Source organism: Burkholderia pseudomultivorans (genome assembly GCF_902499075.1).
Taxonomy (GTDB): domain Bacteria; phylum Pseudomonadota; class Gammaproteobacteria; order Burkholderiales; family Burkholderiaceae; genus Burkholderia; species Burkholderia pseudomultivorans.
On record NZ_CABVPP010000034.1, the window covers coordinates 48,146 to 60,248 of the forward strand.

The 12,103-nt window shown below is 66.8% G+C and carries 12 protein-coding genes and 1 tRNA gene; 2 read left to right on the plus strand and 11 right to left on the minus strand.

All coding sequences use genetic code 11. From position 1 onward, the window contains the following. The 5 genes from BST28156_RS21230 to BST28156_RS21250 form a co-directional block, all read right to left on the minus strand. Entirely contained in the window at positions 1 to 957 is a 957-nt protein-coding gene (locus BST28156_RS21230) for a ribose-phosphate pyrophosphokinase (protein ID WP_009690953.1), read from the minus strand. 45 nt (positions 958 to 1,002) lie between these two features. Further along, positions 1,003 to 1,079: transfer RNA gene (locus BST28156_RS21235), tRNA-Gln, on the minus strand. A 52-nt stretch (positions 1,080 to 1,131) separates the two neighbouring features. After that, complete coding sequence (gene ispE, locus BST28156_RS21240; RefSeq protein WP_174903318.1) at positions 1,132 to 2,013, minus strand: 4-(cytidine 5'-diphospho)-2-C-methyl-D-erythritol kinase; 882 nt, start codon at positions 2,011 to 2,013, stop codon at positions 1,132 to 1,134. A 14-nt stretch (positions 2,014 to 2,027) separates the two neighbouring features. Next, complete coding sequence (lolB, locus tag BST28156_RS21245) at positions 2,028 to 2,648, minus strand: lipoprotein insertase outer membrane protein LolB (RefSeq protein WP_174903319.1); 621 nt, start codon at positions 2,646 to 2,648, stop codon at positions 2,028 to 2,030. Next, positions 2,648 to 4,477 (minus strand): tetratricopeptide repeat protein, encoded by a 1,830-nt coding sequence (locus tag BST28156_RS21250; RefSeq protein WP_174903320.1) that lies wholly within the window; start codon positions 4,475 to 4,477, stop codon positions 2,648 to 2,650. Before BST28156_RS21250 ends, lolB begins: the two co-directional genes overlap by 1 nt. Before the next feature lie 88 nt (positions 4,478 to 4,565). On the opposite strand from BST28156_RS21250, the gene mutM reads away from it, so the two are divergent. Both mutM and mutY read left to right on the plus strand, forming a co-directional pair. Next, on the plus strand, positions 4,566 to 5,393 hold the full coding sequence (gene mutM, locus BST28156_RS21255; RefSeq protein ID WP_174903321.1) for a bifunctional DNA-formamidopyrimidine glycosylase/DNA-(apurinic or apyrimidinic site) lyase: 828 nt from the start codon (positions 4,566 to 4,568) through the stop codon (positions 5,391 to 5,393). Between the two features lie 25 nt (positions 5,394 to 5,418). Further along, the gene (gene mutY, locus BST28156_RS21260) at positions 5,419 to 6,528 is read left to right on the plus strand and encodes an A/G-specific adenine glycosylase (protein ID WP_174903322.1); all 1,110 of its coding nucleotides are present in this window, start codon (positions 5,419 to 5,421) and stop codon (positions 6,526 to 6,528) included. A gap of 29 nt (positions 6,529 to 6,557) precedes the next feature. Here mutY and BST28156_RS21265 read toward each other — a convergent pair whose 3' ends face one another. The 6 genes from BST28156_RS21265 to BST28156_RS21290 all read right to left on the minus strand — a co-directional run bounded on the left by BST28156_RS21265 (position 6,558) and on the right by BST28156_RS21290 (position 12,030). Continuing rightward, complete coding sequence (locus BST28156_RS21265) at positions 6,558 to 7,196, minus strand: LON peptidase substrate-binding domain-containing protein (protein ID WP_060246900.1); 639 nt, start codon at positions 7,194 to 7,196, stop codon at positions 6,558 to 6,560. A 27-nt stretch (positions 7,197 to 7,223) separates the two neighbouring features. Next, positions 7,224 to 8,132: an RNase adapter RapZ gene (gene rapZ / locus BST28156_RS21270; protein WP_009693757.1), complete on the minus strand. Its 909-nt coding sequence runs from the start codon at positions 8,130 to 8,132 to the stop codon at positions 7,224 to 7,226. 67 nt (positions 8,133 to 8,199) lie between these two features. Further along, positions 8,200 to 9,168 (minus strand): HPr(Ser) kinase/phosphatase, encoded by a 969-nt coding sequence (gene hprK, locus BST28156_RS21275; RefSeq protein WP_006483133.1) that lies wholly within the window; start codon positions 9,166 to 9,168, stop codon positions 8,200 to 8,202. A gap of 128 nt (positions 9,169 to 9,296) precedes the next feature. After that, positions 9,297 to 9,809, minus strand: a complete 513-nt coding sequence (locus tag BST28156_RS21280) for a PTS sugar transporter subunit IIA (RefSeq protein WP_040129020.1) — start codon at positions 9,807 to 9,809, stop codon at positions 9,297 to 9,299. A gap of 197 nt (positions 9,810 to 10,006) precedes the next feature. Then, a complete protein-coding gene (gene hpf, locus BST28156_RS21285; RefSeq protein ID WP_009693755.1) occupies positions 10,007 to 10,366 on the minus strand; it encodes a ribosome hibernation-promoting factor, HPF/YfiA family in 360 nt (119 codons plus the stop codon). 158 nt (positions 10,367 to 10,524) lie between these two features. Beyond that, a complete protein-coding gene (locus BST28156_RS21290; protein WP_060246903.1) occupies positions 10,525 to 12,030 on the minus strand; it encodes an RNA polymerase factor sigma-54 in 1,506 nt (501 codons plus the stop codon). Between the last annotated feature and the right edge of the window lie 73 nt (positions 12,031 to 12,103).

Below are 12,103 nucleotides of genomic sequence, written 5' to 3' on the forward strand. Positions count from 1 at the left end.
TCAGGATTCCGCGAACAGCGACATCACCGAATCGCCGCGGCGAATCCGCGAGAACGTTTCGGCCAGCAGGCTCGCGCTCGTCAGCGCACGGATCTTCGAGCAGCCGAGCGATTCGGCCGACAGCGGGATCGTGTCGGTGACGACGAGTTCGTCGAGCGCCGACGCGGCGATGCGCTCGGCGGCGCCGCCCGACAGCACCGGGTGCGTCGCGTAGGCGAACACCTGCTTCGCGCCGCGCTCCTTCAGCACTTGCGCAGCCTTGCACAGCGTGCCGGCCGTATCGACCATGTCGTCCATGATCACGCAGGTGCGGCCTTCGACTTCACCGATGATGTTCATCACTTCCGACACGTTCGCCTTCGGGCGACGCTTGTCGATGATCGCGAGATCGCAGTTGAGCTGCTTCGCGAGCGCGCGGGCGCGGACCACGCCGCCGACGTCCGGCGACACGACCAGCAGATCCGCGTAGTTCTGCTTGCGCAGGTCGCCCAGCAGGATCGGCGTCGCGTAGATGTTGTCGACCGGAATGTCGAAGAAGCCCTGAATCTGGTCGGCGTGCAGATCCATCGTGATGATCCGCTCGACGCCGGCGATTTCCAGCATGTTCGCGACGACCTTCGCCGAGATCGCGACGCGCGCCGAACGCGGGCGGCGATCCTGACGGGCGTAGCCGAAGTAGGGGATGGCAGCAGTGATCCGGCCGGCGGATGCGCGCTTCAGCGCATCGACCATGATCATCAGTTCCATCAGGTTGTCGTTGGTCGGTGCGCACGTGGATTGCAGGACGAAGACGTCCTTGCCGCGCACGTTTTCCTGGATCTCGACCTGGATCTCGCCGTCGGAGAAACGGCTGACCATTGCTTTGCCGAGGGGGATTCCAAGAATATTGACGACTTCCTGAGCAAGCGCGGGATTCGCGTTGCCAGTAAAAACCATCAGGCCGTCATGGCTGCTCATCATGCACCTGCTTCGGGCTTAGGCGGGAAAATGCGGGAAAATTTTTGGCAGGGGAGGAAGGACTCGAACCCTCGCATGCCGGAATCAAAATCCGGTGCCTTGACCAACTTGGCGACTCCCCTACACTTAACTGATAACTTCACCGGACGGTAGGACATCCGATCAAGCAAAACTTCATGACGCGAAAGCGAAGAGCGGATGCTCGTTCAGGCTCTCGGCAACAGCGCCGTTCCAACCGGAAGGCAGTCTGGCTTGCGCCGCTTCTGCCTCCTGCTTGCTGCGAAACGCTGCAAACACGCTTGCTCCGGAGCCGGTCATCCTCGCGGGGGTCACATCATACAACCATTTGACCACCTGCGCAACTTCCGCGTACTTCCTTGTCACAACCTGCTGCATGTCGTTCCGGCCGAAGCTGTCTGGCCATCCCGCATCAACGTTTTGCTGTGCAAGAAAGTCCGTAATTGTGACTGGCTTCGAATCTCTTGTCAACAACTCATCTGAAAAAATTTCAGCGGTCGGGACATGAACGCTTGGCGTCACAACCAGGAACCAGCGAGTCGGCAATTGTACCTCAGCTAATTCTTCTCCGATACCCTCTGCGAACGCATTTTTTCCAAAAACAAAAAAAGGCACGTCGGCGCCGAGTTTGACCGCGAGCGATTGCAGTTCGGCGCGCGGCAGGTCGAGCCGCCACAGGCGGTTCAGCGCGAGCAGCGTCGTCGCGGCGTCGGAGCTGCCGCCGCCGAGGCCCGCCCCCATCGGCAGGCGCTTGTCGATCTCGATATCGACGCCGGCCGCGGTGCCCGCATGCGCCTTCAGCAGGTTGGCCGCGCGCACGACGAGATCGCTTTGCTCGGGCACGCCGGGCACGTCGGTCACGCGGACGACCCGACCGTCGTCGCGCAGCGTGAAGTGCAGCGTGTCGCCCCAGTTCAGCAACTGGAACACGCTTTGCAGATCGTGATAGCCGTTCGGGCGGCGGCCGGTGATGTGCAGGAACAGGTTGAGTTTCGCAGGCGCGAGGCAGTCGCGCAGCGAGCGGGTCGAATCGGTCATGCGTGGGTGGGTGCTCACTGGTCGAGCACGAGCTTGATGTCGAGCGGCGGCGTCGCGCGCACGAGGTTGACGCGCTTGACGCCCGTGGCCGGGGCGTCCGCGTAGGCGAGGTAATCGATGGTCCAGCCGTCCTGGCGGATCTGCTTGACGCGCGTGCCGTCGGCCGGGTCGCGCACCGTCTCGGCGGGCGTCGCGGGCGCGGGCGTCGGCAGCAGCCAGTAGCGCAGGCCCGCGAGCGGCAGCGAGAAGCCGAGCGTGTTCTGCATCAGCTCGCCGACATCGGTCGCGTACTGCGGCTGGCGGTTCGGCAATTCGAGCGTCGCGACCTGCGGCGTCGACTTGACGATCGCGAGCGTCTGGCCGAGCGGGCTGCGCAGTTCGAGCGACACGTCGTCGCCGTGCTCCTGCCAGTCGAAGTTGCCGTACACGTTCTGCGGCTTGCCGAGACGGTCGTTGTACTGCACCGCGAAGCGGCCGTGATAGGCATGCGTCGCGGCGGTTTGCAGCGCGGCGCCGGCCGGCGCGTGCGCCGACGGCGGCGTGCTCGCGCAGCCGGCGAGCGCGAGCGCCGCGCCGGCCGCGGCCAGCGTGCGCTGCGCGCGGGAAGACAGGGAAAGCATCGGGAACATCCGCATCAAAGACCGTTGATCTGGAAGCGCTTCAGCGTCTGCACGAGCGTCTCGTTGTCCGGCTCGAGCTTTTGCGCGGCGCGCCACGCGGAACGCGCATCGTCCTGCGAACCGGTCTTCCACAGCACTTCGCCGAGATGCGCGCCGATTTCGGCGTTCGGCTGCAGCTCGTACGCGCGGCGCAGGATCTTCGCCGCGCCGGCCGTGTCGCCCATCCGGTATTTCACCCAGCCGAGGCTGTCCATGATGTACGCGTCGTTCGGCGCGAGCGACAGCGCTTTCTCGATCAGCTTGCTTGCCTCCGGCAGGCGCTGGTTGCGATCGGCGAGCGAATAGCCGAGCGCGTTGTACGCCTGCGGATTGTCGGGCTGCGTACGGATCAGCTCGCGCAGCTGCTTTTCCATCGTCGCGTAGTGGCCGGTCTTCTCGGCCGCCATCGCGTAGTCGTAGCGCAGGTCGGGATCGTCGGGGAAGTCCTGGACCGCCTGTCCGAGGCGCGCTTCGGCCTCCGGATAGCGCTTCGCGGTGAACAGGATCGACGCGTCGGTGCGCGCGATCACGGCCGCGTCGCGCGGATCGCTGACCGGCAGGTCGTCGAGCACCTTGCGCGCCTCGTCGGTCTTGCCCTGCTTCTGCAGCAGTTGCGCGCGCGTGATCTGCGCGGGCAGGTAGTGCTGGCTCGTCTGGTCGACCTTGTCGAGCCATTGCGACGCCTGTGCGTCGTTGCCCTGTTCGATCGCGATTTCCGCGAGGTAGATGTAGCCCTGGCCGACGTCGAGATCCGGCTGCTTCGCACCGAGTTGCACGTACTGCTTCAGGTACGCGCTCGCATCGTCGAGCTTCTTCTGCTGGATCTTGATCAGCGCGAGCGCCATTAGCGGCGTCGGATCCTTCGCGTCGAGCTTGCGCATCGTCTCGAACTGCTTCTGCGCGTCGTCGAGGCGATCGTCGGCGAGATAGAGCTGCGACAGCGCGAGCCGCGCATCGCGCGATTTCGGATTCTGCTGCACATACTTCTCGAACGACGCGATGCCGGCCGCGCGCTCCGCCGGCCCCATCTGCGACAGCATCAGCGCCGCGGGCAGGTAGTCGGGGCGGATCTGCAGCGCCTGCTTCAGCGACTGCGCGGCACCTTCCTTGTCGTCGACCGCGAGCTGCTGGCGCGCGATCGCGAGCTGCGCCTCGGGCCGGCTCATGTCGTTCTTCAGCATGTCCTTCAGCACCGCGAGGCCGCCGACGCGATCGGGGCCGCGCACGAGCAGCGCCTGCAGCGCGAGGATCGCCGGGCCGCGCGTCTCGCCGGTCGCGCGTGCGAGTTCGCGCGCGAGCATCGGCTGCGCGTCGGCCGGCTTGCCGGCGAGCACGAGCAGCGCGGCGTCCACCTGCGATGCGCGGTTCGAGTCGGGTGCGTACTGGCGCCACAGGTTGGCGGCGGACAACGCGTCGGCCGGGCTTTGCGCGCCGAGCGCGATCTCGGTCGCCCGCTGCGCCATGCGCGGATCGCGCGTGTCGCGCGCGAGCGCGAGGTAGGTCTGGTACGCCGGCGCAGGCTGGTTGCGCTGGAGCGCGACCTCGGCGGCGAGCACCTGGTAGACGATCTGGCTCGTCAGTGCGACGCCGGGGAGATCCTTCTTCTCGTCCGGCATCACATGATCGAACGCACCCTGCGACTCCGCGTCGTCCGTTGCCGGATCCTGCGCGTGAGCCGGGAAGGCGGTGAGGGTCCAGACGGCGAACAGCGCGGCACCGAGCGCACGGCGGACCGGGAATGCGCGCGCGCCGCGCTCGGCGGCGGCGGCGGGGCGCTTCTGAAGCAGCTTCGAGGGCAGGGTCATGGAAATCCGTTCGATGTTTCAACCGATTGTAACGCGCTCGCTACAATACACGCACGATCGTGATCATCGGGTTTCAGACCCGCAAACCATGCCAGAGTTGCCAGAAGTCGAAGTCACGCGCCGGGGCATCGAGCCCTTTGTCGCAGGCCGCCGCGTCGAGCGTGTCGACGTCCGTACCGCGATGCTGCGCTGGCCCGTGCCGGCCGGGCTCGCGGAACAGCTGCGCGCGCGCGAAGTGCTTGCCGTCGAGCGCCGCGGCAAGTATTTGCTGTTCGAAATCGATGCGGGCTGGTTCATCGTCCATCTGGGCATGACCGGCACGCTGCGCGTGCTGCCGGCCGCCGGCGTGCCGGTCGCCGCGAAACACGACCACATCGACTGGATCTTCGACGAATTCGTGCTGCGGTTCCGCGATCCGCGCCGCTTTGGCGCCGTGCTGTGGCATCCGCGCGAGGCGGGCGACGTGCATGCGCATCCGCTGCTCGCGAGCCTCGGCGTCGAGCCGTTCTCGCCGGCGTTCAGCGGCGCGCTGCTGCACGCGCGCACGCGCGGGCGCACAGTGTCGGTCAAGCAGGCGCTGCTCGCGGGCGACATCGTCGTCGGCGTCGGCAACATCTACGCGTCGGAGAGCCTGTTCCGCGCCGGCATCCGCCCGACCACCGCCGCCGGCAAGGTGTCGCTGGCGCGCTACGAGCGGCTGGCCGACGCAGCGCGCGCGACGCTGGCCGACGCGATCGAGCGCGGCGGCAGCACGTTGCGCGATTTCGTCGGCAGCAACGGCGAGAGCGGCTATTTCCAGCTCGACTGCTTCGTCTATGATCGCGCGGGCGCGCCGTGCCGCGTATGCGGCACGCCGATCCGGCAAATCGTGCAGGGCCAGCGGTCGACCTATTTCTGTCCGACCTGCCAGCGTTGAACTCCCTTTCTTCCGATCCGAAAACTTGAAGCCGCCCCGCATCGCCCCCGCTCCGTTTCCCGTCACGCCGCTGCACCGCACCTTCGCCACGCGCCTGATCGCATGGCAGCGCGTGCACGGCCGTCACGACCTGCCGTGGCAGAACACCCGCGATCCGTACCGGATCTGGTTGTCTGAAATCATGCTGCAACAGACGCAGGTATCGACCGTCGTCCCGTATTACACGCGCTTTCTCGAACGCTATCCGGACGTCGCCGCGCTTGCGGCCGCGCCGATCGACGACGTGATGGCGCTGTGGGCGGGGCTCGGCTACTACTCGCGCGCGCGCAACCTGCACCGCTGCGCGCAGGTCGTGGTCGCGGAACACGGCGGCGCGTTTCCGGCCACGCCCGACGCGCTCGCCGAACTGCCCGGCATCGGCCGCTCGACGGCTGCGGCGATCGCGTCGTTCGCGTATGCCGCACGCGCAACGATCCTCGACGGCAACGTGAAGCGCGTGCTCGCGCGGGTGTTCGGCGTCGAAGGGTTTCCGGGCGAGAAGCGCGTCGAGAACGATATGTGGGCGCTTGCCGAATCGCTGCTGCCCGATGCCGCGAACGCGGCCGACGTGAGCGCCTACACGCAAGGGCTGATGGATCTGGGCGCGACGCTGTGCGTGCGCGGCAAGCCCGACTGCGCGCGCTGTCCGTTTGCGGGCGACTGCGTCGCGCAGTCGACGGGCCGGCAGCGCGAACTGCCGGCCGCGCGGCCGAAGAAGACCGTGCCGACGCGCAAGACCTGGATGCTGGTGCTGCGCGACGGCGACGCCGTGCTGCTCGAGCGGCGTCCGCCGGCCGGCATCTGGGGCGGCCTGTGGAGCCTGCCGCAGGCCGACGGCGATGCCGCGCTCGCGGATCTCGCGCGCCGCTTCGGCGGCGGCGGCCCGGTGCCGCTCGCGCCGCTCACGCATACCTTCACGCATTTCCGGCTAGAGATCGAGCCGCGCCTGAGCGAGCTGGCCGACGGCGGCGCGCCGGCGGCCGTGCACGCGCAGGAGGCGGAGACGGCATGGGTACCGCTTGCCGGGCTCGACGCGTACGGCGTGCCGGCGCCGGTGCGCAAGCTGCTCGATGCGCTGAGCGGGCCGCTGCTGTAAAGGCGGGAAGGGGGCCGGCTGCGAGACGCTTACAACCAGCCGTGCCGATCGAGCACGTGGTGCACGGCGTCGATGCGCGCGCCGACGTCCGGAAACTCCATCAGCTTCTGCCGCGCGCGCAAATCGAGCGGCAGCAGTTCCGCGAGGCGGTTCGATACCCAGCTCGGGTCGTCGAGGCGGAACGGTTCGGCGAACGGCAGCTTGTCCGGCTCGGTCTTCTTCTTCAGCGCATCGATGATGCGTTCGAGCACCTCCGCGCACGAGCCGAACTGCGCGAGCGCCTGTTCGCCTTCGAGCGGGATGTCGTCGGGCAGCGGCTCGGCGATGCCGACCAGCAGCCCGTTCGATTCGACGCGGTAAGACAGCAGTTCGAACCGCTGCGTGCCGATCGCCTGCAGGAACAGCATGCCGAATTCGCCGGTGTCGCACTCGGTGATGCGCGCCATGCAGCCGATCGTCTCGGGCACCGACACCGCGCCGTCCTGCGCGACCTCGGGGCCGCTTTTCAGCAGGCAGACGCCGAACGGCGCATTGTCGCGCAGGCACGCGCGCGACATGTCGAGATAGCGCGCCTCGAACACCTTGAGCGGCAGCAGGCCGCCGGGAAACAGCACCGTATGCAACGGGAACAGCGGCAGGTCGATCAGGGTGGTCGATAGGGAGGACATGGCGCGCGGGCGTTGGGCGGGCCGTCGCTAGGGTCGGTCGACCTCGGTGACGAGCCGCGACGACGCGTCGACATCCACCGGCGCGTCACGATGCCGCACGATCACGTTCGCCTCGTGCGCGACGCGCGCGGCGAGCGTTTCCGCGATGAATACCGAGCGATGCTGACCGCCCGTGCAGCCGATGGCGACGGTCAGGTAGCTGCGGTTGTCTTCGCGGAAGTGCGGCAGCCATTTCATCAGGAACGCATGGATGTCGTCGATCATCTGGTGGACGATCGGCAGTGCGTCGAGAAAGGCGATGACCGGCTGGTCGAGCCCGGTGAGCGGGCGCAACTCGTGGTCGTAGTACGGATTGGGCAGCGCGCGCACGTCGAACATCAGGTCCGCGTCGAGCGGCACGCCGCGCTTGAAGCCGAACGACTCGAACATCAGCATCAGGTCGTTGTTCTTCTGCTCGATGAAGCGCTTGACCCAGGTGCGCAGCGCGTTCGCGCGCAGCGTGCTGGTGTCGATCTGGTGGCCGAACTCGGCGAGCGGCGCGACGAGTTCGCGCTCGCGCTCGATCGCCTCCTCGAGCGACGACAGCAGCCCGACGTTCGCGTCGTGCGACGGCGAGCCGGACAGCGGATGGCGGCGGCGCGTTTCGGAGAAGCGCTGGATCAGCGCCTGGGTGCTCGCATTGAGGAACAGCACGCGCACGTCGTGCTCGCGCGACAGTGCGCGGATCAGGCCCGGCATCTCGTCGAGCGACGCGCTCGAGCGCGCGTCGATCGCGACCGCGAGCCGGCGCTGGCCTTCCTCGGCGAGATAGCGGGTGAGTTCGGGCAGCACATGCGGCGGCAGGTTGTCGACGCAATAGTAGCCTGCGTCTTCGAGCGCGTTCAGCGCGACGGACTTGCCGGAGCCGGAGATGCCGGTGATGAGGACGATGCGCATGGGAAGCAGAGGATCCTGACGTTTCATCATAGCACCGGCTCGACGCGGTGGCCGGTGCGAGCGGACGCTATACGAGCTTGCCGGGGAACTGGCTGTCGGGATCCTGCATCGCGAGTCGTTGCCGATCCATGAAATCGCGCAACGTGTCGATTCCGCGCAACTGCAGGATCGTGTTGCGCACGGCCGCCTCGACCAGCACCGCGAGGTTGCGGCCGGCCGCGACCTGGATCGTCACCTTGCTGATCGGCAGACCGAGCACGTCGACGGTCTGGCTTTCGAGCGGCAGGCGCTGGAATTCGCCGTCCGGACGCCGCACCAGCTGGACGATCAGCTTCAGCTTCATCTTCCGCCGCACGGCGGTTTCGCCGAAGATCGTCTTGATGTCGAGCAGGCCGAGGCCGCGCACCTCGAGCAGGTTCTGCAGCAGCGGCGGGCAGCGGCCTTCGACGAAATCGGGGCCAAGACGGACGAAGTCGACTGCATCGTCGGCGACGAGGCCGTGGCCGCGGCTGATCAATTCGAGGCCGAGTTCGCTCTTGCCGAGGCCCGAGTCGCCGGTGAGCAGCACGCCCATCCCGAGGATGTCGAGGAACACGCCGTGCAGCGTCGCGCGCGGCGCGAGGATGCGCGACATGTAGAGGCGCAGGCTGTCGATCACCGCGGCGGCCGACATCGGCGTCGTGAACAGCGGGGTCGACGAGCGCGTGCAGCGCAGCACCAGCTCGGGCGGCGCCGCGGCGCCGCCGGCGACGACCAGGAACGGCGGCTCGAGGGCGATCAGCTCGGCCATGTGGCGCGAGCGGTCTTCGTCGGTCTGGCGTTGGTAGTAGTCGATTTCGGCTTCGCCGAGCACCTGGATCCGGTTCGGGTGGATCAGGTTCAGGTGGCCGACGAGGTCGGCGCTCGACGTCGCGTTGCCGACGGTGTCGGCGGAAAAGCCGCGTTCCCAGCCTTCATGCCCCGTGAGCCAGCTCAGCTTCAGCGTGGCCGCGTTGTCGTCGAAGATGCTCTGGGCGTTGATGCTGGACGTATCCATGACTGCGTCACTCCAATGAACCGGTGCCTGCGCGCAGCGACGGGCGTCGCGGTGCGGGACCGGCGCCGGGCGGCCCTGGGCGGCGGCACATGCCGCCACGTACGGGAAAATATTCCGCCCGGATCAACTCAAGGTTGCCACTGAGTGAGCAGGCGATGCAACTCGGCGGTATCCGTTTCGTTGTGCAAACGCTCTCGCGCGTCGCGATCGGACAGCAGCTGCGCGATTTCCGACAGGATTTCGAGGTGCTGCTGGGTGGCTTGCTCGGGGACGAGCAGGAAAATCAGGAGGGAAACCGGCTGGCCGTCGGGCGCTTCGAACGGGATGGCGTCGGCGAGGCGGACGAACGCGGCGAGCGGGTGCTTGAGGCCCTTGATGCGCCCGTGCGGAATCGCGACGCCTTCGCCGAGCCCGGTCGAGCCGAGGCGCTCGCGCGCGAACAGGTTGTCCGTGACGGTGCTGCGGGCGATGCCGTTCTGATTCTCGAAGATCAGCCCGGCTTGTTCGAAGACGCGTTTCTTGCTGGTGACGGAGAGGTCGATGACGACGTTCTCTATGGGCAGGATTTTGGCTAGGCGATTCATGTTGGCAGGCGATTGGGCGGCCTGGGGTCTCCTTGCGGCGGCAGACTGATTTTCCATGTTCGGCGATATCAAGGCGTTCGGCATCGGCAACCCGCAAGGCACGGCTACCGCGTCCAACGCCCCCCGGCGATAACCGGAGCATTATAGAACACAGCCGCGCGCGTGGTGCAGCGCGGTCGGACCATCGACTGCACCGCGCGGCGCCGCAAAAAAAACGCCCGGCGAACCGGGCGGCGTGTGTGCAACAGTAACGGTTATTGCGGCGGCAGTTCGATTTGTTCGACGGCCGGCTGCAGCTTGATCGGATCATGCGCGTGCGTCTGCAGGCGCTCCATGTGCTTGACGACCTGGCGGTCCAGCTTGTCGATCAGCAGATCGATCGCCGCATACAGGTTGCCGTTCGAACTTTCGACGAAGATGTCCTTGCCCTTCAGGTGCAGATTGATTTCCGCGCGCTGCTGCTTGTCCTTTTCCTTGTGGTTGTCGACCGAGAGGATCACAGTGCCATCGATCACCTGATCGCTATGCCGTAGCACCCGGTCCAGCTTGGTGATCACGTATTCGCGAATTGCAGGCGTGACTTCGAGATGATGTCCACTGATCTTCAGGTTCATAGTGCTTCTCCAAGCGAGTGACCACCCGGCCGCATCGAGGCGGCGCTCCGGTCGACTTGCCCGTGCCGTTCGAGGCGGCGAATCGCGGACAGGTCGCCCGGCCTGTTCCCCGTGTGCGCGGTGGCCGGAACACGCCTGCCGCCGGGCAGGCAGCAGGCTTAAAGAGACTTGCGCAGATTCACTGCCGGGATCCTGAGGGCTTCGCGATACTTGGCAACCGTGCGGCGCGCGACCACGAAGCCTTGTTCTGCCAGCAGCTCGGCAATGCGGCTGTCCGAAAGCGGCGATTTTGGGTCTTCGGCTCCTATCAGTTGCTTGATCAGGGCTCGGATGGCGGTCGACGAAGCGGCGCCTCCGGTGTCGGTCGAGACGTGCGATCCGAAGAAGTACTTAAATTCAAGCGTCCCGAACGGGGTCAGCATGTACTTGCCGGTTGTCACACGGCTGACAGTCGACTCGTGTAGGCCCAGCGTATCAGCTATTTCCCGCAAAACCAAGGGGCGCATGGCAATTTCGCCATGCGCAAAGAAATTCTTCTGACGTTCGACAATAGCCTGTGCGACGCGCAGGATCGTGTCGAAGCGCTGCTGGATATTCTTGATCAGCCAGCGCGCTTCCTGCAGCTGCTGCTTCAGCGATCCGGCCGACGGATCGCCGCGGCTGTTGCGCAGGATGTTCGCGTACAGGTTGTTGATCCGCAGCTTCGGCACGACCTCGGGATTGAGCTCGGCCTGCCAGCCCTGACCGACCTTCTTCACGATGATGTCGGGCACCACGTAGTCGGCCTCGGCCTTGCCGTATGCGGCGCCGGGGAACGGCTCCAGCGAGCGGATCAGCGCATGCGCGTCGCGCAGCGCGTCGTCGCTCGCCTTCAGGTGCTTGCGCAACCGCGTGAAGTCGCGCGCGGCCAGCAGCTCGAGATGCTGCGACACGATGTCGAGCGCGAGCGTACGGGTCGGGGACGGATCGAGCCGCAGCAGTTGCAGCTTCAGGCACTCGGACGCCGAGCGCGCGCCGACGCCGGCCGGGTCGAAGCTGTGCAGCAGCGCGAGCGCCGCGTTCAGTTCGTCGCAGTCGACTTCGAGTTCGGGCGGGAGGTCGGCGAGCACCTCGTCGAGCGTCGCGGTCAGGTAGCCGTCGTCGTCGAGCGATTCGATCAGGAAGATCACGAGCGCGCGGTCGCGCGGGCTGGCCTGCGTGACGCGCAACTGCGCGGACAGGTGGTCGCGCAGCGAGATCGCGGCTTCCTGCACCTGCAGCGGCGGCAGGTCGTCGTCGTCCGACGCGCCGCTCGCGCGGCCGAATTCGTCGAGGTTCCATTGCGGGCCGTCGTTGCCGTCGCCGGACGCGTAGGCGTCGTATTCGTCGGCGCCGGCCGGCTCGTCGCGCTCCGCGCGATCGGTCGACTGGCCGTTGCCGTTCGCGACGGCCGGCTCGGTGTTCGACGCGGGCGGCGTCTGCGCGATCAGCGATCCGTCCGCCGCGACGCGCAGCGGGCTGGCGATCCACTCGTCGTCGTTTTCGAGCAGCGGGTTCTGGGCGACGGCCATCGCCACTTCCTGCTGCAGTTCGAGCGTCGACAACTGCAGGAGCCGGATCGACTGCTGTAGCTGAGGCGTCAGCGCCAAGTGTTGCGACAGGCGGAGTTGGAGGCTGGCTTTCATGGCAGAGAGAGAGTCATACCGGCAGTGTGCCACGACCCAGGCGCATTGAGCCATCCGCGATTACGCGCGGCGC

Bases quoted from the DNA above. Each gene is read 5' to 3' on its own strand.
- BST28156_RS21230 (WP_009690953.1), bottom strand. From the start codon at position 957: ATGAGCAGCCATGACGGCCTGATGGTTTTTACTGGCAACGCGAATCCC.
- ispE (WP_174903318.1), bottom strand. From the start codon at position 2,013: ATGACCGATTCGACCCGCTCGCTGCGCGACTGCCTCGCGCCTGCGAAA.
- lolB (WP_174903319.1), bottom strand. From the start codon at position 2,648: ATGCGGATGTTCCCGATGCTTTCCCTGTCTTCCCGCGCGCAGCGCACG.
- BST28156_RS21250 (WP_174903320.1), bottom strand. From the start codon at position 4,477: ATGACCCTGCCCTCGAAGCTGCTTCAGAAGCGCCCCGCCGCCGCCGCC.
- mutM (WP_174903321.1), top strand. From the start codon at position 4,566: ATGCCAGAGTTGCCAGAAGTCGAAGTCACGCGCCGGGGCATCGAGCCC.
- BST28156_RS21265 (WP_060246900.1), bottom strand. From the start codon at position 7,196: ATGTCCTCCCTATCGACCACCCTGATCGACCTGCCGCTGTTCCCGTTG.
- rapZ (WP_009693757.1), bottom strand. From the start codon at position 8,132: ATGCGCATCGTCCTCATCACCGGCATCTCCGGCTCCGGCAAGTCCGTC.
- hprK (WP_006483133.1), bottom strand. From the start codon at position 9,168: ATGGATACGTCCAGCATCAACGCCCAGAGCATCTTCGACGACAACGCG.
- BST28156_RS21280 (WP_040129020.1), bottom strand. From the start codon at position 9,809: ATGGAAAATCAGTCTGCCGCCGCAAGGAGACCCCAGGCCGCCCAATCG.
- hpf (WP_009693755.1), bottom strand. From the start codon at position 10,366: ATGAACCTGAAGATCAGTGGACATCATCTCGAAGTCACGCCTGCAATT.
- BST28156_RS21290 (WP_060246903.1), bottom strand. From the start codon at position 12,030: ATGAAAGCCAGCCTCCAACTCCGCCTGTCGCAACACTTGGCGCTGACG.